A 23,749-nucleotide genomic window follows, 5' to 3' on the forward strand; every position below is an offset into this window, starting at 1 on the left:
GTGAGGCAACTTGTCACGCGGCAAAAGGCCACGCGGTTCATCCGCGCAAATGGGACTACTCTTTCATCGTTGATTGATCCAGATCAAGACCGGCAAAAGGAATTGATCCGGCGGCCGTGAGGCCAGACTCCCTGCGTTGTGATGCGTACAAAAAAAGAACAAACAGAGATTCGCCACACTCCATATCCGTGGGGGCCGTGGGTGCAGGCTTCGAGCCCGCAGCCGTACTACCTGACAGAGGAAGACTTATGTTCGGTTTAGAGGCACTTGATCTCGCCCGAATTCAGTTCGCGTTTACCATCTCGTTCCACATCCTGTTTCCAGCCATCACCATCGGCCTGGCGAGTTACCTGGCGGTGCTCGAAGGCTTGTGGCTGAAAACCCATAACGACACCTACCGAGACCTTTACCATTTCTGGTCGAAGATCTTTGCCGTCAACTTCGGCATGGGGGTGGTCTCAGGCCTGGTCATGGCCTATCAGTTCGGCACCAACTGGAGCCGCTTCTCGGACTTCGCCGGCTCGGTCACCGGTCCGTTGCTGACCTATGAAGTGCTCACGGCATTCTTCCTCGAAGCCGGCTTCCTCGGCGTCATGCTGTTCGGCTGGAACAAGGTTGGGCGCGGCCTGCACTTCTTTTCCACGGTCATGGTGGCCATTGGCACGCTGATATCGACCTTCTGGATCCTCGCCTCCAACAGCTGGATGCAAACGCCCCAGGGCTTTGAAATCATCAACGGCCAGGTCATTCCCACCGACTGGCTGGCGGTGATCTTCAACCCGTCGTTCCCGTACCGCCTGATGCACATGGCGACGGCGGCGTTTGTCGCCACGGCGTTCTTCGTTGGCTCCTCGGCAGCCTGGCATCTGCTGCGCGGCAAGGATAACCCGGCCATTCGCAAGATGCTGTCGATGGCAATGTGGATGGCCTTGATCGTCGCGCCGATCCAAGCCGTCATCGGCGACTTCCATGGCCTCAATACACTGGAACACCAGCCGGCCAAGATCGCCGCGATCGAAGGCCACTGGGAAAACAAAGGCGACGAGGCGACGCCACTGATCCTGTTCGGCTGGCCGGACATGAAAGAAGAGAAAACCAGGTTCGCCGTCGAGATCCCGTACCTGGGCAGCCTGATCCTGACCCACTCGCTGGACAAGCAAGTGCCGGCGCTCAAGGAGTTCCCGCCCGAGGACCGGCCCAACTCGACCATTGTGTTCTGGTCGTTCCGGATCATGGTCGGCCTCGGATTCCTGATGATCTTCACCGGCCTGTGGAGCCTGTGGCTGCGCAAGCGCGACGGGCTGTACACCTCACGGCCTTTCCTCTACCTGGCATTGTGGATGGGGCCGTCCGGGCTGATCGCGATCCTCGCCGGTTGGTTCACCACAGAAATCGGTCGTCAGCCCTGGGTGGTCTACGGCCTGATGCGCACGGCGGATGCATCCTCCAACCATAGCTTCATGCAGATGAGCATCACCTTGATCCTGTTCGTGGTGGTGTACTTCGCACTCTTCGGTGCCGGCCTCGGCTACATGATGCGCCTGGTGCGCAAAGGGCCGAAGATCGACGAAGGCAAGGAAACCAACGAAGGCGGCCCCGGCCAGAAACGCACCCCGGCGCGTCCTTTGTCCGCCGCCGACGATGAACCCGCGGATGCCGACCACATCGTGACCAAGGAGATTTGAATCATGGGTATTGATCTTCCGCTGATCTGGGCCGTGATCATCATCTTCGGCATCATGATGTACGTGGTCATGGATGGCTTCGACCTCGGTATCGGCATTCTCTTTCCGTTCATTCCCGGCAAGACCGACCGCGATGTGATGATGAACACCGTGGCCCCGGTCTGGGACGGCAACGAGACGTGGCTGGTGCTGGGCGGTGCGGCGTTGTTCGGGGCTTTCCCGCTGGCCTATTCGGTGGTGCTCTCAGCCTTGTATCTGCCGCTGATTTTCATGCTCGTCGGGCTGATTTTCCGCGGCGTGGCGTTCGAGTTCCGCTTCAAGGCCAAGGATGACAAGCGTCACTTGTGGGACAAGGCCTTCATCGGCGGTTCGATTGCGGCAACGTTTTTCCAGGGCGTGGCGCTGGGGGCGTTCATCGATGGCTTGCCGGTGGTCGATCGGCAGTTTGCCGGCGGCTCGCTGGATTGGCTGACACCCTTCACAATGTTCTGCGGCGCGGCGCTGGTCGTGGCGTACGCATTACTCGGTTGCACCTGGCTGATCATGAAGACCGAAGGCAAGTTGCAGGAGCAGATGCACGACCTGGCGCGACCCTTGGCGTTCGTGTTGTTGGCGGTGATCGGTATCGTCAGCATCTGGACACCTCTGGCCCACGCCGAGATCGCAGCCCGCTGGTTCACCTTGCCGAACCTGTTCTGGTTCCTGCCGGTGCCGATCCTGGTGTTGGTGACGTTGTATGGCTTGATGCGTGCCGTGGCCCGCAATGCGCACTACACGCCATTCCTGCTGACATTGGTGCTGATCTTCCTCGGTTACAGCGGCCTGGGGATCAGCCTGTGGCCGAACATCGTGCCGCCGTCGATCTCGATCTGGGACGCCGCCGCGCCCCCGCAAAGCCAAGGATTCATGCTGGTAGGGACGCTGTTCATCATCCCGTTCATCCTGGGTTATACCTTCTGGAGCTATTACGTGTTCCGCGGCAAGGTCACCCACGAGGATGGTTATCACTAGGACTCCTGTGGGCGCCAGCCGACTAAGGGCGGCGTTGCGACGATGGCGTCATTACCGGCGCCATCCAACCTTGATTGGAGGATGTGTCATGCCCGGCAAACACTCCCTGCACGACATTGAAGAAGCTGAGAAAAAACCGCTGTGGCAACGGATCGGCTGGTTGGCCTTGATCTGGGCTGGCAGCGTCGGTGCGCTGTTCATCGTGGCCAGCCTGATGCGGATGTTCATGAATGCCGCAGGCCTTACCACTCACTGACAGAATCGATATCCAGCCTTTGGCATAAAAAAACCCTCCATCTGGAGGGTTTTTTCTTGCGTGTTACTTACGCGCTTTGAGAATCACGAATTTAGGCGTGGCCGCCACTTGCTCGACCCCGCGGAACAAACGCGCCAGCTTACTGTGATAGCCCAGATGACGGTTGCCGACGATGTACAGCGCACCGCCCACCACCAGCGCCTCCCGGGCTTGCTGGAACATCCGCCAGGCGAGGAAGTCGCCGACCACCTGTTGTTGGTGAAACGGTGGATTGCACAGCACGACATCCAGCGATTGCGGTTCCTGCCCGGCCAGGCCATCGCCCGCCCGTACGATCACCTCCCGCTCGCCCAGCGTGGCGCGCCAGTTTTCGGCGGCCGATTGCACCGCCATGAAAGACTCATCTACCAGCGTGTAGCGGGCTTCGGGGTTTTGCAGGGCACTGGCAATCGCCAGCACGCCGTTACCGCAACCGAGATCGGCGACCCTGGCGCTGCCGAGGTTCTTGGGCAGGTGCGGCAAGAAGGCTCGCGTGCCGATGTCCAGACCTTCCCGGCAGAACACGTTGGCGTGATTGAGCAGCTCGATCGCCGGTTCATCGAGTCGATAGCGGGTCGGGTAGGGGGACGCGACGCCAGCCTTGGCTTGAGCCGTGGCGATCAGCAACCGGGCTTTTTTTACCGCCAATGAGGCCTGCACCGGGCCGACATAACGCTCAAGCAGATCGCCCGCAGCGCGCGGCAGATGCTTGACCATTGCCCCGGCAATCACCTGGGCACCGGGAGCCAATTGGCCCTGCAGACGGATCAGCTGTTCTTCCAGCAATGCCAATGTCTTTGGCACCCGGATCAGCACCCGGTCGAACGGCCCCGCGAAGGATTCGCTGGCCGGTACGTAGGGCACGGCGTCAAACGCCTGGCCATTGCGGACCAGATTCTTTTCCAACCCCTGCAAGGCCAGGAATGAATCGCCACTGCTGGTCACATTGACCTTGCCTGCCAGGCTGACGGCCAATGCGCCAAAACTGTCGTTGAGCACCAGCACCCGCGTGTCCACCGTGGGCCGCTGTTCAGCCAGGTGATTGAGCAGGTACTCATCTGCAGCGTCAAAGGCTTGCAGCGGTTCGTTCTGCTGTTCGGGCTGGCGGATCAGGTCGAGCTGGGCGAACGGGGTTTCGAGCAAGGGCATCGGGCAGGAGGCTCTGATAGATGGACGAGGATGTTCCGCGGCCCTGGGGCGTTGTTGCGGGCGGGACCGTCCGAGTGAAATGCGGCATGATGTTTTACACGTCATCACTCGAGAGGGATGCAAATGGTACGATTTTTTCTTTTGGATTACTCGCAGGTTTTGTGATCAGCGCAGCGCGTCGCTCCCCAGATAACCGCCTTTTACCGCGGCAATGACGGCCGAAATCTTGTTGTTGACGCCCAGTTTCTCGATCGCACTCTGCACATGGAAATTGACGGTGCGGGCACTGAGATTGAGAATCCTGGCGCTCTCGTAGGCCGTCTTGCCATCGGCTGCGAGTTTCAGCACGTCGACTTCCCGCAGCGACAGATGCGGCGAAGCCAATTTTGCCGGGTGTTTTGGCAGTGATCGTACGGCCAGTGCATGCAGGTGCTGTCCCATGAAGACGGAGAAACCGAGATTCTCGTACAGCTCGAACGAGCTGATCGGACAATGGCTCCTGGCCAGGCTCAGGATGCTGCACAGACCGCTTTCGTCGTCATGCACCGATTGCGACCAGCCATGCTGGAATCCCTGTGTTTCCAGCGCGTCCCACATCGAAGGGACTTTGCAAAAGAGCTCTTCACTCCAGAGCACCGGCAGCATTGTTTGATTGCAATGTGCCACTATCGGATCGATGTCCCTGAACTTTTTTTGTTCATATTCGTTGTTCCAGCTTGCAGGGTAATTGTTGAGTCTAAGTGTATTCAATTGCTCCGATCTGATTTTGTAAGCGACTGAAAATTCGAAAAATTTATATCCGATATTTTTCGCGAAACGCAGCGCTACCTGATAGGCGGTATCAATCTCCTTGGCGCTGGCTAACTGGCTGAGTTGTAATTCCTTCCACCTTTCCATCTTTGAGCTCCAATTTATATTGGCTCCGACGTGTATGGGTCCAATGTCCAGTACGCACGGATTGTAGGATGTTTCACACACGGGGGTGAGAATTTTTTGTTTTGTTTGAATTTATAAAACGGGTTTATGGTTCTAATGTGATTGAGTTAAAAGCAGGTATTAAATGTCGATTTTAATATGATTGTCGGTATTGTTATCGGGGTAACTGATTAGTTAAAAGGGTGTGAGAAGGTTGGGAGTGTCATGCATTCGATTATGATCGCTAAAGACACTACAAATCACCGGTGTTTATGGGGTTCGCTTTGCGAGACACTGCGGTCATGTGTTGAAGGGAGCACCCCATGACCGCCAGTGAAGAGAAATTTACCCGCCAGACCTTGCTCGACGTCGAACCGTTGACGCCGAACCTGTTCACCCTGCGCACCACGAGGGATGCAGGCTTTCGCTTTCGCGCAGGGCAATTCGCCCGGCTGGGTGTAGTCAAGGCGGACGGCAGTACGGTGTGGCGTGCCTATTCCATGGTGTCTTCACCCTACGACGAGTTTCTCGAGTTCTTTTCCATCGTCGTGCCTGGCGGCGAATTCACCAGCGAGCTGAGCCGGTTGGGTGTTGGCGACACGCTGCTGGTCGATCGGCAGGCGTATGGCTACCTGACACTCGACCGCTTCGTCGACGGCCGTGATTTGTGGCTGTTATCCACCGGTACAGGCCTGGCACCTTTTCTATCGATTTTGCAGGACTTCGAGGTCTGGGAAAAATTCGAGCGGATCATACTGGTGTATAGCGTCCGCGAGTCCAAGGAGCTGGCTTATCAGGCGCTGATTGCCGGATTGGCGCAGCGCGACTATTTGCAGGCGTTTGGCCACAAGTTGCAGCTCATCAACACCGTGACTCGCGAGCGGCACCCCGGCGCGCTGAACGGACGGATCACCACCCTGATTGAAAATGGCGAGCTGGAGCGGGCGGCTGGCGTGGCGCTGACCCCTGAGCATTCGCGAGTGATGTTGTGCGGAAACCCGCAGATGATCGATGACACGCGCAAATTGCTCAAGCAGCGAGACATGCACTTGAGCCTCAGCCGGCGGCCCGGTCAGGTGGCTGTGGAGAACTTCTGGTGAAACAAAAACGGCGCCATGGAGGCGCCGTTTGATTCAGGGTCGAGTGTTCTGGGCCTTGAGCAAGTCGCGAATCTCACCGAGCAACACCTCTTCCTTGGTCGGAACCGGCGGCAGGGTCGGTGCGGCGGCTTCTTCGCGCTTGAGGCGGTTGATGGCCTTGACGCCCATGAAAATCGCGAACGCTACGATGACGAAATCAATCAGGGTCTGAATGAATTTACCGTACGCCAGGACCACCGCCGGGACATCGCCCTGGGCGGCCTTGAGCGTAATGGCCAGGTCACTGAAGTCCACCCCGCCGATCAGCAAGCCGATTGGGGGCATGATCACATCGCCGACAAACGACGTCACGATCTTGCCGAAAGCCGCGCCGATGATGATACCGACGGCCATGTCGATCACATTGCCTTTGACGGCGAAGGCCTTGAACTCGCTTATCACGCCCATAGGTCATTTCCTTGTTACAGATGAGGTTGGTGAACGCAGTGTAAATCAGCAAATCGCATCCTGCCCGATACGACTGCGTGTGGGGTTGGCTTGCAATCGACTGATCCTGCGGTGAAAAGTTTACAAAATGACTCACTTCTCGGCGACAACTTTGCCTCGCAGCGGCGTCTTGACCCTTGGCAAGGGAGCAATTGGCAGGCGAGAAAACACTACGGATTGCACGCTGTGATTTGAGCGTTTACACCGTCGGCCAGTAATCATTCCAGCAGGTTGTCCTGGATTTTTCTTGGTCAGTGTTGTCGATCTATCATTCAACGCTGTTGCCATGCGAATTGGTGTTTTTTATTTGTATGACTTTTTAGAAAAGGGCTTTTGTTATACGCATGGCGAGTTGTTGGTTAATTTTCGTATAGGTTTTTTTCAATGGGTGTTTGCGATGGTTGGGTAGTTGGTCCATTGGTGTACAAATAATTATCAAGGTGCTGGTGGATATTGTATGGGTAGTTCGTGAGTTTTTGTTTAAGTTCTGTTGGGTGATGTTTGAAGTGTCAGATGTGACTCGTTACTGCAGATTAATGGCATCAATCGCCAGGTACCAAGACAGCTGACCTGAGCTATCATCGCGGTTTTTGCCGGGAGTTCCGATGGCCAAGGCCAAGCGCATGTACGGCTGCACCGAGTGCGGCTCAACCTTTCCCAAGTGGGCCGGACAATGTGGCGAGTGCGGCGCCTGGAACACGCTCACTGAAACCATGGTGGAAAGCGGCGGCGCAGCGGCGCCCAGCGGTCGCACCGGCTGGACCGGCCAGCAGGCGCAAATCAAGACCCTGGCTGAGGTCAGTGTCGAGGAAGTCCCGCGTTTCTCCACGGCTTCCGGTGAGCTTGACCGGGTGCTGGGTGGCGGCCTGGTGGACGGCTCGGTGGTGCTGATTGGCGGTGATCCCGGTATCGGCAAATCCACCATTCTGCTGCAAACCCTTTGCAATCTCGCCAAGAGCATGCCGGCGCTGTATGTCACGGGTGAAGAGTCGCAGCAACAGGTCGCCATGCGTGCCCGACGCCTGGGGCTGCCCCAGGATCAGTTGCGGGTCATGACCGAGACCTGCATAGAAACCATCATTGCCACCGCCCGGCTGGAAAAACCCCGGGTCATGGTGATCGACTCGATCCAGACGATTTTCACCGAGCAACTGCAATCGGCGCCGGGTGGCGTGTCCCAGGTTCGCGAAAGCGCGGCACTGTTGGTGCGATACGCCAAGCAGAGTGGCACCGCGATTTTCCTTGTGGGACATGTGACCAAGGAAGGCGCGCTGGCGGGGCCTAGGGTGCTGGAGCACATGGTCGACACCGTATTGTATTTCGAAGGCGAATCAGACGGGCGCCTGCGCCTGTTGCGGGCGGTAAAGAATCGTTTCGGCGCGGTCAACGAACTGGGCGTGTTCGGCATGACCGACAAGGGCCTGAAAGAAGTCTCCAACCCTTCGGCCATTTTCCTGACCCGTGCACAGGAAGAAGTCCCCGGCAGCGTGGTCATGGCGACATGGGAAGGCACACGGCCGATGCTGGTGGAAGTCCAGGCGCTGGTGGATGACAGTCACCTGGCCAATCCGCGCCGGGTGACGCTGGGGCTGGACCAGAACCGGCTGGCGATGTTGTTGGCTGTCTTGCACCGGCATGGGGGCATTCCCACCCACGATCAGGACGTGTTTCTCAACGTGGTTGGTGGGGTGAAAGTACTGGAAACAGCCTCTGACCTGGCCTTGATGGCGGCTGTCATGTCGAGTTTGCGTAACCGGCCGCTGCCCCATGATCTGCTGGTGTTTGGAGAGGTCGGTCTGTCCGGGGAGGTGCGCCCGGTGCCAAGCGGCCAGGAGCGCTTGAAAGAAGCGGCCAAGCACGGCTTCAAGCGGGCGATCGTGCCCAAGGGTAATGCGCCGAAAGAGGCGCCGCCGGGGTTGCAGATCATCGCGGTGACGCGCCTGGAACAGGCCCTCGACGCTCTCTTCGAATAACTCCGGGTTCAGATTTCGATGAGGGCGCCCAGCTCCCGTTCAAGCTCCTGCGGATCTCCCAGGTTCAACTCAATCAATCGCCGCAGGCATTCAATGGATTCCAGGCTGATATGCCTGCACTCGAAGCCGAGCTGCCCGTTGTCTTCGTGGGCCAACTGCACATCCATGTCGATATCGACGCCTTCGCTCAGATGAATGTGGACAAAAAAATCCTTCTGCGGATCCCCCAGCCAGGGTTCCGGTCGCTCGATCAGCAAGCCCTTGAGCGACAGGTCGATCAGTTTCACCGGCCAGATGAACGCCTCCTGGCCCAGCTCGGTTCTGACATCGAACGCAATACGTTTGAAGCGGCGACGTTCGGCAGGGCGCTCGGTCATTGGCACGATCCTCGGAAATGTACGCTGACTATAGACCGCCATCGCGAAACGCTGCCAGGCGTCCAGACCGTTGTCAGGGTATGGCCTTTGCTGTCAGGCGAGCTAAACTCGAGGTGGTTGTCTTTCTTGTCCACTCTGGCTGGAATAATAAAATGAAAAATAATAATAGCCCGCTACGCCACTTACCCTGGCTGCTGCTGGCAATCGTTGGGGCGTGCGCCCTTGGCGTCGTGGCACTGCGCCGAGGTGAAGCGATCAACGCGTTGTGGATTGTGGTCGCCGCCGTGGCCATCTATCTCGTTGCGTATCGTTACTACAGTCTGTTCATTGCCAATAATGTCATGCAACTCGATGCGCGACGGGCTACCCCCGCCGTGCTCAACAATGACGGTCTGGATTATGTCCCGACCAACAAGCATATCCTCTTCGGTCACCACTTCGCGGCCATCGCCGGCGCAGGGCCCCTGGTCGGTCCGGTACTGGCGGCGCAGATGGGCTACCTGCCCGGCACGCTGTGGCTGATTGCCGGCGTGGTGCTGGCCGGTGCCGTGCAGGACTTCATGGTCCTGTTCATGTCCACCCGCCGCAACGGCCGTTCGCTGGGCGACATGGTCCGTGAGGAAATGGGCCGCATTCCCGGCACCATCGCGCTGTTCGGCTGCTTCCTGATCATGATCATCATCCTTGCGGTGCTGGCGCTGATCGTGGTCAAGGCCCTGGCCGAGAGTCCATGGGGGATCTTCACGGTGATGGCGACCATCCCGATCGCGATGTTCATGGGCATCTACATGCGCTACATCCGCCCGGGACGCATCGGTGAAATCTCGGTGATCGGCGTGCTGTTGCTGCTGGGTTCCATCTGGCTCGGCGGGCAAATTGCCGCTGATCCGGTGTGGGCCAAGGCCTTCAGCTTCACCGGTATCCAGATCACCTGGATGCTGGTCGGCTATGGCTTTGTCGCCGCGGTGTTGCCGGTGTGGCTGATCCTGGCGCCCCGTGACTACCTCTCGACTTTCCTGAAGATCGGCACCATCGTCGCACTGGCCATCGGCATCCTGGTGACCATGCCCGAGCTGAAAATGCCGGCGCTGACCCAATTCGTCGACGGCACTGGCCCCGTGTGGAAGGGCGGGCTGTTTCCGTTCCTGTTCATCACCATCGCCTGTGGCGCGGTCTCGGGTTTCCACGCACTGATTTCCTCCGGCACCACGCCGAAACTGCTGGATAACGAGGTCAATGCCCGTTACATCGGTTACGGCGCCATGTTGATGGAGTCCTTCGTGGCGATCATGGCCATGGTCGCGGCGTCGGTGATCGAGCCAGGCGTGTACTTCGCGATGAACAGCCCGGCCGCCGTCGTTGGCGGTGATGTGGTGGCGGTGGCGACCGCAGTCAGCAACTGGGGCTTTGCAATCACCCCGGAAGCGCTGCAGGCGGTGGCCCACGACATCGGTGAAACCACCATCCTGGCCCGTGCCGGCGGTGCACCGACCCTGGCGGTCGGTATCGCGCAGATCCTGCACAGTGTGCTGCCGGGTGAAAACACCATGGCGTTCTGGTACCACTTCGCGATCCTCTTCGAAGCGCTGTTCATCCTGACCGCGGTGGACGCCGGCACCCGTGCCGGGCGTTTCATGCTGCAGGACTTGCTCGGCTCGTTCGTGCCATCGCTCAAGCGCACCGAATCCTGGACCGCCAACCTGATCGCCACTGCCGGCTGCGTGACCATGTGGGGCTGGTTGCTGTATCAGGGTGTGATCGATCCGTTGGGTGGTATCAATACCCTGTGGCCGCTGTTCGGTATTTCCAACCAGATGCTGGCCGGTATCGCGCTGATGCTCGGCACCGTGGTGCTGATCAAGATGAAACGCCAGCGTTATGTCTGGGTCACCCTGTTGCCGGCGTTGTGGCTGCTGATCTGCACCACGACAGCGGGCTTCATCAAGCTGTTCGACGCCAACCCGGCGATCGGCTTCCTGTCGCTGGCGAAAAAATACAGCGATGCCTTGGCCAACGGCCAGATCCTCGCCCCGGCCAAGGACATCACCCAGATGCAGCACGTGATCTTCAATGCCTACACCAACGCCACGCTGACTGCGCTGTTCCTGTTCGTGGTGTTCAGCATCCTGTTCTATGCACTCAAGGTCGGTATTGCCGCCTGGGGTACAAAAGATCGTACGGACAAAGAATCGCCTTTCCAGGTGCTGCCGGATGCGTAACCAGAGGATTGCAGCATGTTCAATGACTTGAGTCGCCTCGGTAAATACCTCGGCCAGGCCGCGCGCCTGATGGTCGGCATGCCCGACTACGACAACTACGTCGAGCATATGCAAAGCAAGCACCCTGACAAACCGGTGATGAGCTACGAGATGTTCTTTCGGGAACGCCAGGAGGCTCGTTACGGTGGCAAGGGTGGGCCGAAGTGTTGTTGATGCACCACGCCTAGGCAACACACCACTGTAGGAGGCCGGTTTGCCGGCGGAAGCGATCTTCAGGACGCCTTCGCCGGCAAGCCGGGCTCCTACAATTTTTTTTGCGTCCGGGAGACCTTATTTTGTCAGCCCCAATCCCCGTAACGATCCTCAGCGGCTTCCTCGGTGCCGGCAAAACCACGCTGTTGCGCCACCTGCTCAAAGCCGAGCACGGCCTGAAAATCGCCGTGATCGAAAATGAATTCAGCGACGCCGGCATCGACACCCAACTGTTGGGTGACGAACCGGTACAGGTCATGACGCTGTCCAACGGTTGCGTCTGCTGCACCATCCACACCGATCTGACCAAGGCCCTGTATCTGTTGCTCGAGCGCCTCGACAGTGGAGACATCGCCTTCGACCGGCTGGTGATCGAATGCACCGGCCTGGCGGACCCGGCTCCGGTGGCGCAAACCTTCTTCATCGACGAGGAGCTGCGCGAGCGCTACATCCTCGACGGCATCATCACCTTGGTGGATGCGGCGCACGCTGAACAGCATCTGGCCCAGACCATCGCCCAGGCGCAGATCGGTTTTGCCGATCGGCTGCTGGTGAGCAAGCGTGATCTGGTGGACGAACCTGCGTTCACGGCATTGAGCGAACGCCTGACCCGTATCAATCGCCGAGCGCCCATCCGCGTGGTCGATCACGGCAAGATCGACCTGGCCGAACTGCTCGACGTGCGTGGTTTCAATCTCAACGCCGACCTGGGCGGCGGCGTGAGTTTGCGCCCGGTCAGCCAGGCCCCGTCCATCGACCGTATTTCCAGCCTGGTGCTGCGCACCGACAAACCGCTGGATATCGACAAGCTCAGCGAGTTCATGAACGAGCTGCTGGAGGAGCACGGCAAGCAACTGTTGCGCTACAAAGGTGTATTGAACATTCTCGGCGAGCCGCGCCGCATGGTGTTCCAGGGGGTGCTGAAGCTCTACGGTTTCGACTGGGACACGGAGTGGGCTGCCGATGAAACCCGTGAAAGCGTGATTGTGTTCATTGCCGATGATTTGCCGCAGGACAAGATTCGCCAGGGGTTCGCCCGAGTGGCAGCGAGCTAACCGGCAATACGATCCTGACGGGGTAGCGGTCGAGCGCTCAGCAACGCCGCCTCCAGATGGTCCAGATGACGATTCAGTAGTGCCAAGGCCATCGCGGTATCCATGCGCGTTATCGCGTCCACTATTTTCTCGTGAAGTTGCCAGCCGCAATTGTTCTCTACGCATGCATCAAACTGCGCAATCGCCAAGGAGGTCAGAGGCACGAGACTGCCGAGAAAATGCGCCAACGGAGCGTTGCCCGCCATTTCTGCCAGCTGCAGGTGAAACTCCCCCGACAGACGAATCGCCCGGCCACGCTCGGCGCATTGACGCTCACTATCGACCAGCGTGCGCAGGCGCTTCAAGGCATGCGTGCAGGGCCTCTGGCAGGTCAGCCTCACCAGCATGAGTTCGGTCAGTCGCCGGGCATGCAGCGTTTGCCGAACCTGATCGACACCGAGCGCCGCGACGCGGGGACGATGATTGATCCGCAAAATAATGATCTGCTGATGGGACAGTCGCGTCAGCACGTTGCGAATGTCGCTGCGTCGGGCACCGAACATTTGCGCCAGGCTTTCCTCGGTAAAACGACTGGCTTCATGGATGCGCTGTTCAAGAATGGCGTCGAGGACCCGCGAGTACAGATCATCCGCCGCCGGTGGAAAGGGCAGGGTGGTAAGCGTTTGCGCTGAAACGAAGCTGTTCATGGCCTTTCTCCGGTTCAAAGAGGGTTCAACTGCCGAGGTTGTCTTCCGGGATGTTCAGTTCAATGCCCATCCGCTGGCCTTCGCGAAGAATGTGCCGACGCATCTCGGCACTGGCCTGGGCGCTGTTCTTGCTGCGGATCGCCCGTACCACCGCTTCATTTTCTTCCAGGCGTTCAGCCAGATGCTCCGGGGAGTTGCGCAGCACTTGGGCGCTTTGCTTGAGGGCATTGCTGGTCTGCTGGACCACGCTCTGGAAGATCGGGTTCGAGGTCAGGGTGAAGAGTTCTTCGTGGAACGCGATGTAGGCGCTCACTCCGGCTTCACTGTCGTTGGCCTCCAGGGCTTCGCGCATGTCCATCAGGGTCAGGCGCAGTTGCCCGACTTCCTTGCTGCTGATCGATTGCGCCACCAAGCCCACGATGAACGGCTCAAGGGTGTAGCGCAGCTGCAGAACATCTTCCAGGCTTGCCGCGGCCACCGCGCTGTCGTGCTGTTGGCTGTCGGCAAGATTGGCCTCCAGCACCACCACGCCCTTACCGGGCATGGAACGCACCAGGCCGAGGGTTTCGAGCACGGTGACGGCTTCACGCAGGCTGGGGCGGCTGATGCCCAATTGTTCGGCCAGCTCGCGTTGCCCCGGCAGCATGTCGCCGGAACGCCACTGACCGCGGGCCAGCGCGGCCCGAAGTTTTTCTACGACTGAATTTACAACGGTCGACGAGGTAATCACTGTTCGCTCCATGAGCTTTAAACGTTGTTGGCCGTGCCTGCCCGGGAGCAGGCACGGCGTTCATTCAAAATTCCTGCTGATGGGCCGGGGCCACGGGTTTTCTCGGCTGGAAGGTATAACCCACCTGGCCGGAAAGCACCTTGTTCGCCCGCTCCACATCGATGTCTTTTTCCCAGCGAGCGATCGCCACGGTTGCCACGCAGTTGCCGATCAGGTTGGTCAGGGCCCGGCCGATTCCCATGAACCAGTCCACGGCCAACACCAGCACCAGGCCGACCACTGGAATCGCCGGGATCGCCGTCAGGGTGGCCGCCAGAATCACCAGGGCCGATCCCGGGATGCCGTGCGCGCCTTTGGAGGTGATCAACGACACCAACAGAATCGTCAGCAGATCGGTCATGGCCAGCGGCGTGCCGGTGGCATTGGCGATGAACACGATGGCCAGGGTCAGGTAGATCGAGAAACCGTCGAGGTTGAACGAGTAGCCGGTGGGAATCACCAAGCCGACCGTCGAGCTGCCGATGCCCAGATGCTCAAGCTTGCGCATGATTTGTGGCAGCACGGCGTCGGACGAGGCGGTGCCCATGACGATCAGCAGTTCTTCGCGCAGGTACTTGAGCAACGGCCACATCTTCAGGCCCGAAAGACGCATGACCAGGCCGAGAATCAGCGCTACGAAGGCTACGCAGGTCAGGTAAAACAGGCCGACCAGACTGCCCAGATGCTGCAGCGAGTCGAGGCCGTATTTGCTGGTGGTAAAGGCGATGGCGCCGAATACCCCGATCGGTGCCAGGCGCACGATCATGCCCATGATGCGGAAGATCACATGGCTGAGTTCGTTGATCAGTCGGGAAATGCCCGACGCCGCCTCACCCACCAGGTTCAGGGCGCTGCCGAACAGCACCGAAAACAGCAGGACTTGCAGGATGTTGTTATCGGCAAATGCGCCGATCACCGAGGTCGGAATCAAATCCATCAGGAACTGCGTGGTGGTGTGCATGTGCTGGCCGCGCTGGGCGATATCGCCCATGTCGGCTGCGGAAAGCTGTTCCAGATGAATGTTCGCGCCACTGCCGATACCGGTGCTGAAGGCGAACACCAGGCCGATCACCAGGGCGATGGTGGTCAGGATTTCGAAATAAATCACTGATTTAAGACCGATGCGACCGACCTTTTTCAGGTCACCGGCACCGCTGATGCCGCTGACCACCACGCAGAACACGATCAGGCCAATCAGCATTTTGATCAGCTTGATAAACCCGTCACCGAGGGGTTTGAGCTGAGCGGAGTATTCGGGAAGGGTCAGCCCGCAGACGATGCCGAGCACCAGTCCGAGAACCACTTGGAGGAAGATTGAACGCGAGCACCATCTGAGCATGGGAGGAATCCTGGTCGGTGTCCTGGCTGCCGTGCGCTGCGCGCATCAGATTCAGGACTTAATTATTGTGGTCTTACCGGTATGTCCAGTGCAGGCGCAGTCTAGGCGCTGTTTTTGGGTGATCGCAAGTAAAAAATTGAGAATTGGCATGACCGGTCATACCAGTTGAGGGGCGAGGCCCGATCTTGAGCGGTTAGAGGGTTATCGAAAAAAACGCATCGGCTCCGATGAGCAAGCCGACGCGCTTTTTGGATCATTTCGTCGTGTGCGCAACTTTCCGTTCGAGAATACTCAGGATGAAAGTGATTTTTGAACGTTCTTCGGTCTTCGCAAGATAGATATAAGGCGAGCTCTTTACTTTACGTCCACCCAAGTAACGTTTGTCTTCAGTCATGAGCGAGATGGGCGAGTGTTGGGAGGCGATGTCGGCGAGCGTTACCGGGTTGCCCTGATGATTGATCAGGGTAAAAACTGTCGGATCATCAATGCCTGAATTCATGGCCCCCAACACTTCCTGCCAACTTTGACTTATCAAGCGATTGTAATATTCGCCGGGGTTCTTGATTGACAGTAGATAACCATCCGCCGTGTGCCGAAAGTGCAGTTTCAAGGGCTTGACCACGCCGGCCTGCGCATTGGGGCGGATGCCAAGCAGGTGTGAGTGGTCGAAGGTTTGCGGTCTGCCGGTAAAGAAACCGCCGCTGAACAGGCCCACGGTGGCCATCGCCGGTTTTTCGTGGAGCAGTTCAAGCAGATTGAGTTTGTGGTCAAACATTTGAAGTGTGGCGGTAAAAGATTTTTCAATATCACTGTTCACGCTGAAGTCCTTTTCGTTTATTTATTTAGTAACTCGCGCAATGGAGTCGGCTTCAGGTTAAGTGATTTTTTGGTTAGTTGATGTTTGTCTGTGTTGCAAGAGTTTGAGCGGGCGTAGCAGTGGGCAATTAATCCAGGCGAAAAAAAACCGGCCATCGCTGGCCGGTTTTTTAACTACGGTTTAGCGGGCTGATTAAGCGCCGTATACCGGCAGCTTCTTGCAGATCGCCTTGACCTTCTCGCGAACGGCGTCGATCACCGCTTCGTTGTTCAGGTCAGCCAGGATGTCGCAGATCCAGCCGGCCAGTTCCTTGCACTCTGCTTCCTTGAAGCCGCGAGTGGTCACAGCCGGGGTGCCGAAGCGCAGGCCGGAAGTGACGAACGGGGAGCGTGGGTCGTTTGGCACGGAGTTCTTGTTCACGGTGATGAACGCCTTGCCCAGGGCGGCGTCGGCATCTTTACCGGAGATTTCCTGCTTGATCAGCGACAGCAGGAACAGGTGGTTTTCAGTACCGCCGGAAACCACGTCAAAACCGCGCTCGATGAATACGCCGGCCATGGCCTTGGCGTTTTTCACCACTTGTTGCTGGTAAGCCTTGAACTCAGGCTGCAGCGCTTCCTTGAAGCAGATCGCTTTGGCGGCGATCACGTGCTCCAGCGGGCCACCCTGGGCGCCAGGGAATACTGCGGAGTTCAGCTTCTTCTCGATGTCGGCGTTGGCGCGAGCCAGGATCAGGCCGCCACGTGGACCACGCAGGGTCTTGTGGGTGGTGGTGGTCACCACGTCAGCGAATGGAACCGGGTTCGGGTAGACGCCAGCGGCGACCAGACCGGCCACGTGGGCCATGTCGACGAACAGGTACGCGCCGACCTTGTCAGCGATTTCGCGGAAGCGCGGGAAGTCGAGGATCTGCGAATAGGCAGAGAAACCGGCCACGATCATTTTTGGCTTGTGCTCAACGGCCAGGCGTTCGACTTCGTCGTAGTCGATCAGGCCGTTGGCGTCGATGCCGTACTGGATGGCGTTGTACAGCTTGCCCGAGGACGAAACGCTGGCGCCGTGGGTCAGGTGACCGCCGTGGGCCAGGCTCATGCCCAGGATGGTGTCGCCAGCCGACAGCAGGGCCAGGTAAACGGCGCTGTTGGCTTGCGAACCGGCGTGTGGCTGAACGTTGGCGTAATCAGCGCCGAACAGTTCTTTTGCACGATCAATTGCAAGCTGCTCAACGACGTCAACGTACTCGCAGCCACCGTAGTAGCGCTTGCCCGGGTAGCCTTCGGCGTACTTGTTGGTCAGTACCGAGCCTTGAGCTTCCATCACCGCAGGGCTGGTGTAGTTTTCCGAAGCGATCAGCTCAATGTGCTCTTCCTGGCGCTGAGCTTCTTGCTCCATGGCGGCAAAGAGATCGGCGTCGTACTTGGCAATAGTCAAATCACGGCTGAACATGGCGGTCCTCAAGGATCGGGGGCGGAAAAGGGGGGCATTCTAACCCAATGGGTTTTGGAAGGCATATGAAACGACATCATGTCGCAGACAAGTGGGCTTCATGACGGGATCAGCGGTGATTGTGCCGGCGCCTTCGCGAGCAAGCCGGCTCCCACATTTGAAATACGGTCCCCTGTGGGAGCGGGCTTGCTCGCGAAGGCGTCGCTCGCTTCACCTGAAGATTTCAGTCAAACATGAACAACGCATCATTGCTGAACTGCGCTTCAAAGGTGTCGGCCGGCATCGGCCGACCGAACAGGTACCCCTGAACCTCGTCGCAACCATGTTCACGCAGGAAATCCAGCTGCTCCTGGGTTTCCACACCCTCGGCGATCACCGCCAGGTTGAGGCTGTGGGCCATGGCGATGATCGCCCGGGCGATCTGCGCATCCTGTTCACCCGACGGCAAACCGTCGACGAAGGTGCGGTCGATCTTCAGGACGTCGATCGGGAATTGCTTGAGGTAGTTGAGCGATGAGTAGCCCGTGCCGAAGTCATCGACCGCGATGCTCAGGCCAAGGTTTTTCAACCCGGCGAGAATCTGCATGGCTTCGCTGACTTCGCGCATCAGGATACTTTCGGTCAGTTCCAGTTCCAGGCACGCCGGCGGCAGGCCGGTTTCCTTGAGGATGGTGGCGATCCGTGTGCCGAGTTGGCCGTCGGAAAACTGCCGGGCGGAGATGTTCACCGATACCTTCGGCACGCGCACCTTGGCCTGGTGCCAGGTCTTGAGCTGCCGGCAGGCCTCGCTGATCACCCAGTCGCCGACATCCACTACCAGGCCGAGCTCTTCGAGCACCGGGATGAAATCCCCCGGCGGTACCAGGCCGCGGCGCGGATGACGCCAACGCAGCAAGGCTTCGGTGCCGGTCAGGCGTTTGCCATCGCCGCTGAACTGCGGCTGGTAATACAGCACGAATTCGTTCTGTTCCAGGGCATGTCGCAAGTCGCTTTCCAGTTCCAGGCGCTCCAGGGCGCTGGCGTTCATGTCTGCCTGATAGAACTGGAAGTTGTTCTTGCCGCGCTCCTTGGCGTGGTACATCGCGGTATCGGCATTTTTCATCAACTGGCTCAGTTCATTGCCATCCTGAGGGCTCAGCGCGATGCCGATACTGGCCGTGACGAAGAACTCGCGACCTTCGAGCACGAAGGGTTTTACCAGGCTGGCGAGAATCTGCTCAGCCACGTGAATGGCGCGGTTCAGGGCGATTTCACGGTTGGCCCGCGGTTGCAGGAGCAGGGTGAACTCATCGCCGCCCATGCGCGCCACGGTGTCGTCGTCGTCGACGCAGCCGAGCAGGCGCGTGGCCATTTCCTTGAGCATGCGATCACCCGCGGCATGGCCCAGGGAATCGTTGATCGGCTTGAAGCGGTCCAGGTCGAGGAACATCAATACCACCCAGGACTTCTGTCGCTCGGCCGCTTGCAACGCCGTGTGCAGGCGATCCTGGAACAACGTGCGGTTGGGCAGGTGGGTCAGGGCGTCGTAATAAGCCAGGCGGTGGATCCGTTGCTCACTGGCCTTGCGTTCGCTGATGTCACTGAAGAAACACACGTAACTGGCCAGGTCGCCTTCGTCGTCCAGTACCGCAGTAATGCCGACCCAGGCCGGATAATGCTCGCCGTTGCGGCGCCTGAGCCATACTTCGCCTTCCCAGGTGCTGTGCTGGTTCAACTGCTTGAGCACGTAGCGCAAGTGGGCTTCCTGCTGCTCATCGACGGTGAGCATGTTCGGCAACTGGTCGAGTACCTGTTCCACGGCATAACCGCTGACACGGCTGAAGGCTTCGTTGGCCTGGACGATATAGCCGGCCGGGTCGGTGATCAGGATCGCCGAGGTCGAGTGTTCGAATACCGTGGCGGCCATTCGCAGGTCTTTCTCGGCCCGGCGTTGCTGGCTGATGTCGCGACCTACCCCCAACACGCCTTCGAACGCGCCGTGCTCGTCCCAGACCAAGACCAGTCGCAGTTCGATAGGAATCTTGCGTCCGTCGGCCCGCAGGCAGTCGAACAGGAACAGTTGGGTCTGCACCTGGCTGCGTAACAGGGCCAGTTGTTCGGGTTTATCGAGCGCCTTGCTGACGCGATCCATCAGGAGGTAAATGCCGCTCAACTGTTGCGGATTGGCGATGGTCGATTGCCAGCCGTTCTGGAAAATCCACTCGACTTCGTAGCCCAGCACCGACTGCACGGAAGGGCTGACATAGTTGAGCACCATGCGACTGTCGGTGGAGAAAATCACATCGCTGATGCTTTCGGCGAGCATCCTGTAGCGCTGCTCGCTATCGCGCAGCGACTCACTGGCTTCGATCTGCTCGGTCACGTCCTTGGCCACGCCGATGATGCGGGTGACCTGGTCGTGCTTGTCCCTGGCCAGTGCCTGCTCGCGAATGTCGAAACGCCGCCATTCGCCGTCACGGTGGCGAAAGCGCAGCTGGCACTGCATCAACTGGCTGTAGCCGTCTTGCCGCTGGCTCTTGCGTGAACGGCGGTAGTAGTCGGCATCTTCAGGGTGCAGGAGGATTTCCCAGAAGTACTCGCCCATCTGCTGCAGTTCGGTACGGTTGTAGCCCAGTGTCTGGCCCAGATGGTGGTTGCTGAAGATCATTCGCTGGCTGATCACGTCTTGCACGTAAAGGTGATCGGGCACGGTCCGCACGACGTCGGACCAGAAGCTTTCGCGCTCCTGCAGCGACAGCTCGATGAGCTTGCGGCTGGTGATATCGGTGATGCTCAGGATCACTGCCTTGAAGTCGTCAGGGTTTTGCGGCAGGCGCAACACCAGCCACAGGTGCTGGTCACGACCACTGGCGTCCTGGAGTTTGATTTCCAGCTCAAGCTGTTGCTGTTGCCTGTGCACTGCTTCGAGTACCTGATTGCCGATGGCGCTGCCCTCAACCGGGTTGCCATCGATCAGCAGGTTCCAGACTTGGTCGCAGGTATTGACGTTAAGCAGTTGCAAGGCGACCTGATTGATCTCGGTGATGCGCAACTCCTGCAATAACTGCCGGCGTTGTTCCGGGTTCGTCAGGCATGCTTGCAGTTGCTCGTCGTGCCGCAGCTGGGCCTTGTCGAACAGGCTGCGCAGTCCCGACATGTCGAGTACGCACAGGGCCACGCCGGTGCCTTCGAATATCTCCTGGTAGCGTCGGCGACCCTCGTGCAGCTGGCGCTGACGACGACGCATGTTCAGTAGGACGATGAACGGCAGCATGGAGAAGGCCAGGCCCAGCAGGCATTTGCCGATGAAGGCCGGCAGCAGTTCTTCGAGCACTCGCTGGCGATCGAACAACCCGCGCAGTTGCCAGTCGCTGCCACTCAGCGCAACGGTCAGCACGCTGTTGGCCACATCGTCCTGGGTCAAGGTGCCCGGGTTGACCTGCGGCAGCGCCTTATCGCGGCTGATGATCTGGTGATTGATGCGATTTTCCACCAGCCACAGCGGAGCATTCCCTGAATCGTTCAGCTGGGTCAACGATGCGAAGAACGTCGGCTTGAAGCGCAAAGCCCAATAGCCGCGGTTGCTGCCGCTGGTTTGATGCAACAGCAGATCCACCCGCGAGCCGTCGATGGCGTTGCTGTAATAGTGAGGCTGGGCGCGGCTGCGGCGGACCAGTTCCCCCAGATAGTTGGCATCGTCGCTGGCGCTGGCGGTGTCACTGAGGATTCTTCCCGAGGGGCTGAGCAGTGCCAGGCTCAGCAGGTCGGGCAGGGACTTTTGCAGTTTGCGCTGCAGGTCCTGCAGCTCGTCGGTGCTTTGCGGCTGCTCGACAATCGGTAGCAGGTTGAGCGCGATCTGCGCGTTGAGCGCCATGTTCAGGCTGACTTGCGCGGCGAGGTCGGCGGTGTAGTCGATGGTGGTCTGGCGCTGGTTCTTCTGGGTTTCGCGCAATTGATCCAGGAGTTGCCAGAACAGCAATGCCAATAGCAGTAACACGAGCATCGCCAACGCGCCCTTGAGTGTGCCGCGCATGGGCGAGCCAGGTGCAACAGTCGGTGCACGGGTGATCAGGGACGGAGGGACACTGGACAAACTGTAATCCTGCGGTTTGGCTGGACTGGCGCGACGTGCACTATAAGCCGGACGCCCGAAGGGCGGCTAGCATGCCTTGAGTTGTGGCAAAGTGCCAGTCCCGCTCGGCTGGACTGCCATCTGTCATTAAGGTAGCTTTGCCGGTTACGCGGGAGCGTTCCAGCTCCTAGAATCAGGCTTTTTCAGCGCGCACGCATTGAAGCAATTCAAGCGGACGACGCGCACAGTCTGGCCAGGCATCGCCTGCACCCTAATCATTCATCAGTCACTGACCCTAGGTTCTCCATGGCTCAATACGTATTCACCATGCATCGGCTGGGTAAAGTTGTTCCGCCGAAGCGGGAAATCCTGAAAAACATCTCCTTGTCGTTCTTCCCGGGCGCCAAGATCGGCGTGCTCGGCCTCAACGGTTCGGGTAAGTCCACCCTGCTGAAAATCATGGCCGGCGTCGACACCGAGTTCGACGGTGAAGCCCGTCCGATGCCGGACCTGAACATCGGCTACCTGCCGCAAGAACCACAATTGGACCCGACCAAGACCGTGCGTGAAGTGGTCGAGGAAGCGGTCAGCGTGATCAAGGACGCCCAGGCGCGCCTGGACGAGGTCTACGCGGCCTACGCCGACCCGGATGCCGACTTCGACAAGCTGGCGGCCGAACAGGCCAAGCTCGAAGCCATCCTGCAAGCCAGCGACGGCCACAACCTGGAGCGTCAGCTGGAAGTTGCCGCCGACGCGCTGCGCCTGCCGGCCTGGGATGCCAAGGTCGAACACCTCTCCGGTGGTGAAAAGCGTCGTGTGGCCCTGTGCCGTCTGCTGCTGTCCGCACCCGACATGCTGCTGCTCGACGAGCCGACCAACCACCTGGACGCCGATTCCGTTGCATGGCTGGAGCACTTCCTGCACGACTTCCCGGGCACCGTGGTAGCGATCACGCACGACCGTTACTTCCTGGACAACGTCGCTGGCTGGATCCTGGAACTCGACCGCGGCGCTGGCATTCCTTACGAGGGCAACTACTCGGGTTGGCTGGAAGCCAAGTCCGATCGTCTGGCCCAGGAATCCAAGCAGCAGTCGGCCCACGAAAAAGCCATGAAGGAAGAACTGGAGTGGGTGCGCAAAGGCGCCAAGGCCCGCCAGTCGAAATCCAAGGCACGTCTGCAACGCTTCGAAGAAATGCAATCGCAGGAATTCCAGAAGCGCAGCGAAACCAACGAGATCTACATCCCGGCCGGTCCGCGCCTGGGCGACAAGGTCATCGAGTTCAAGAACGTCAGCAAGGGCTACGGCGATCGCGTGTTGATCGACAACCTGTCGTTCTCCATGCCTAAAGGCGCCATCGTGGGTGTGATCGGCGGTAACGGTGCGGGTAAATCGACCCTGTTCCGCATGCTGATGGGCAAGGAAACACCGGATTCGGGCAGCATCGAAGTCGGCGAAACCGTGCAGTTGGCCTGCGTCGACCAGAGCCGCGAAGACCTGGACGGCAGCAAGACCGTATTCCAGCAGATCTCCGACGGTTCGGACCAGATCCGCATCGGCAACTACGAGATTCCGTCGCGCACCTACGTGGGTCGCTTCAACTTCAAGGGTGGCGACCAGCAGAAGTTCGTCAAGGACCTGTCCGGTGGTGAGCGGGGTCGCTTGCACCTGGCCCTGACCCTGAAAGAGGGCGGCAACGTCCTGCTGCTCGACGAACCGTCCAACGACCTCGATGTCGAAACCTTGCGTTCCCTGGAAGAAGCCCTGCTCGACTTCCCGGGCGCCGCCATTGTGATCTCCCACGATCGGTGGTTCCTTGACCGCGTCGCGACTCACATCCTGGCGTACGAAGACGACTCGCAAGCGGTGTTCTTCGAAGGTAACTACACCGAGTACGAAGCCGATCGCAAAAAGCGTCTTGGCGAAGCTGCTGCCCAGCCGCACCGGGTACGCCACAAGAAACTGGCCTGATTTTAGGTTGGTTGCATGAAAAAGCGGAGCCTTCGGGCTCCGTTTTTTGTGTGCGTCTATTCAGTGACACCGAGTCGCGTCCTTCGCGAGCAAGCCCGCTCCCACATTTGAAATGCGTTCCCCTGTGGAAGCGGGCTAACTGATGGTGCAAAA

General features: G+C 59.0%; 19 protein-coding genes. 9 read left to right on the forward strand and 10 right to left on the reverse strand.

The annotated features are described in order from the left end of the window. The first annotated feature begins 248 nt into the window (after positions 1-248). The 3 genes from BKX96_RS25935 to BKX96_RS25945 all read left to right on the forward strand — a co-directional run bounded on the left by BKX96_RS25935 (position 249) and on the right by BKX96_RS25945 (position 2,952). Entirely contained in the window at positions 249-1,685 is a 1,437-nt protein-coding gene (locus BKX96_RS25935) for a cytochrome ubiquinol oxidase subunit I (RefSeq protein WP_046815747.1), read from the forward strand. 3 nt (positions 1,686-1,688) lie between these two features. After that, complete coding sequence (cydB, locus tag BKX96_RS25940) at positions 1,689-2,696, forward strand: cytochrome d ubiquinol oxidase subunit II (protein WP_046815746.1); 1,008 nt, start codon at positions 1,689-1,691, stop codon at positions 2,694-2,696. Positions 2,697-2,784: 88 nt separating this feature from the next. Next, positions 2,785-2,952, forward strand: a complete 168-nt coding sequence (locus tag BKX96_RS25945) for a DUF2474 domain-containing protein (protein ID WP_077185835.1) — start codon at positions 2,785-2,787, stop codon at positions 2,950-2,952. Between the two features lie 63 nt (positions 2,953-3,015). Here the strand turns inward: BKX96_RS25945 and BKX96_RS25950 are convergent, their stop codons facing one another. Then, positions 3,016-4,140 carry a methyltransferase gene (locus BKX96_RS25950; protein ID WP_077185836.1) on the reverse strand — a complete coding sequence of 375 codons (1,125 nt, stop codon included), beginning with the start codon at positions 4,138-4,140 and terminating at the stop codon, positions 3,016-3,018. A 165-nt stretch (positions 4,141-4,305) separates the two neighbouring features. After that, positions 4,306-5,037, reverse strand: coding sequence for a helix-turn-helix transcriptional regulator (locus BKX96_RS25955; protein ID WP_077185837.1), 732 nt, complete (start codon positions 5,035-5,037; stop codon positions 4,306-4,308). Positions 5,038-5,378: 341 nt separating this feature from the next. On the opposite strand from BKX96_RS25955, the gene BKX96_RS25960 reads away from it, so the two are divergent. Next, positions 5,379-6,155, forward strand: a complete 777-nt coding sequence (locus BKX96_RS25960) for a ferredoxin--NADP reductase (RefSeq protein WP_077185838.1) — start codon at positions 5,379-5,381, stop codon at positions 6,153-6,155. A 33-nt stretch (positions 6,156-6,188) separates the two neighbouring features. Here the strand turns inward: BKX96_RS25960 and mscL are convergent, their stop codons facing one another. Further along, positions 6,189-6,602 carry a large-conductance mechanosensitive channel protein MscL gene (mscL, locus tag BKX96_RS25965; RefSeq protein WP_046815742.1) on the reverse strand — a complete coding sequence of 138 codons (414 nt, stop codon included), beginning with the start codon at positions 6,600-6,602 and terminating at the stop codon, positions 6,189-6,191. A gap of 644 nt (positions 6,603-7,246) precedes the next feature. On the opposite strand from mscL, the gene radA reads away from it, so the two are divergent. Beyond that, on the forward strand, positions 7,247-8,614 hold the full coding sequence (gene radA / locus BKX96_RS25970; protein ID WP_046815741.1) for a DNA repair protein RadA: 1,368 nt from the start codon (positions 7,247-7,249) through the stop codon (positions 8,612-8,614). An 8-nt stretch (positions 8,615-8,622) separates the two neighbouring features. Here the strand turns inward: radA and BKX96_RS25975 are convergent, their stop codons facing one another. Continuing rightward, entirely contained in the window at positions 8,623-8,991 is a 369-nt protein-coding gene (locus BKX96_RS25975; RefSeq protein WP_046815740.1) for a PilZ domain-containing protein, read from the reverse strand. A gap of 152 nt (positions 8,992-9,143) precedes the next feature. Between BKX96_RS25975 and BKX96_RS25980 the strand changes: the two genes are divergently transcribed. The 3 genes from BKX96_RS25980 to yjiA all read left to right on the forward strand — a co-directional run bounded on the left by BKX96_RS25980 (position 9,144) and on the right by yjiA (position 12,517). Beyond that, entirely contained in the window at positions 9,144-11,210 is a 2,067-nt protein-coding gene (locus BKX96_RS25980) for a carbon starvation CstA family protein (RefSeq protein ID WP_077185839.1), read from the forward strand. Positions 11,211-11,225: 15 nt separating this feature from the next. Beyond that, positions 11,226-11,423: a YbdD/YjiX family protein gene (locus tag BKX96_RS25985; protein ID WP_008052036.1), complete on the forward strand. Its 198-nt coding sequence runs from the start codon at positions 11,226-11,228 to the stop codon at positions 11,421-11,423. A 122-nt stretch (positions 11,424-11,545) separates the two neighbouring features. Further along, the gene (yjiA, locus tag BKX96_RS25990; protein ID WP_046815739.1) at positions 11,546-12,517 is read left to right on the forward strand and encodes a GTPase; all 972 of its coding nucleotides are present in this window, start codon (positions 11,546-11,548) and stop codon (positions 12,515-12,517) included. Here the strand turns inward: yjiA and BKX96_RS25995 are convergent. The 6 genes from BKX96_RS25995 to BKX96_RS26020 all read right to left on the reverse strand — a co-directional run bounded on the left by BKX96_RS25995 (position 12,514) and on the right by BKX96_RS26020 (position 21,586). Beyond that, complete coding sequence (locus BKX96_RS25995) at positions 12,514-13,203, reverse strand: GntR family transcriptional regulator (RefSeq protein WP_077185840.1); 690 nt, start codon at positions 13,201-13,203, stop codon at positions 12,514-12,516. The genes yjiA and BKX96_RS25995 overlap by 4 nt on opposite strands. 25 nt (positions 13,204-13,228) lie before the next feature. Then, positions 13,229-13,933, reverse strand: coding sequence for a FadR/GntR family transcriptional regulator (locus tag BKX96_RS26000; RefSeq protein ID WP_046815737.1), 705 nt, complete (start codon positions 13,931-13,933; stop codon positions 13,229-13,231). A gap of 64 nt (positions 13,934-13,997) precedes the next feature. Beyond that, a complete protein-coding gene (locus BKX96_RS26005) occupies positions 13,998-15,311 on the reverse strand; it encodes a C4-dicarboxylate transporter DctA (RefSeq protein WP_046815736.1) in 1,314 nt (437 codons plus the stop codon). 253 nt (positions 15,312-15,564) lie between these two features. Beyond that, positions 15,565-16,128 (reverse strand): hypothetical protein, encoded by a 564-nt coding sequence (locus BKX96_RS26010; protein ID WP_248686992.1) that lies wholly within the window; start codon positions 16,126-16,128, stop codon positions 15,565-15,567. A gap of 192 nt (positions 16,129-16,320) precedes the next feature. Beyond that, positions 16,321-17,574, reverse strand: a complete 1,254-nt coding sequence (gene glyA, locus BKX96_RS26015) for a serine hydroxymethyltransferase (RefSeq protein WP_077185842.1) — start codon at positions 17,572-17,574, stop codon at positions 16,321-16,323. A gap of 223 nt (positions 17,575-17,797) precedes the next feature. Next, positions 17,798-21,586: a sensor domain-containing protein gene (locus tag BKX96_RS26020; protein WP_143512476.1), complete on the reverse strand. Its 3,789-nt coding sequence runs from the start codon at positions 21,584-21,586 to the stop codon at positions 17,798-17,800. A 345-nt stretch (positions 21,587-21,931) separates the two neighbouring features. Here BKX96_RS26020 and ettA point away from each other — a divergent pair, with 345 nt between their 5' ends. Continuing rightward, the gene (gene ettA, locus BKX96_RS26025) at positions 21,932-23,596 is read left to right on the forward strand and encodes an energy-dependent translational throttle protein EttA (RefSeq protein ID WP_046815732.1); all 1,665 of its coding nucleotides are present in this window, start codon (positions 21,932-21,934) and stop codon (positions 23,594-23,596) included. The last annotated feature ends 153 nt before the right edge of the window (positions 23,597-23,749 follow it).

This window comes from Pseudomonas putida, from assembly GCF_001976065.1.
GTDB classification, from domain to species: Bacteria; Pseudomonadota; Gammaproteobacteria; order Pseudomonadales; family Pseudomonadaceae; genus Aquipseudomonas; species Aquipseudomonas serbica.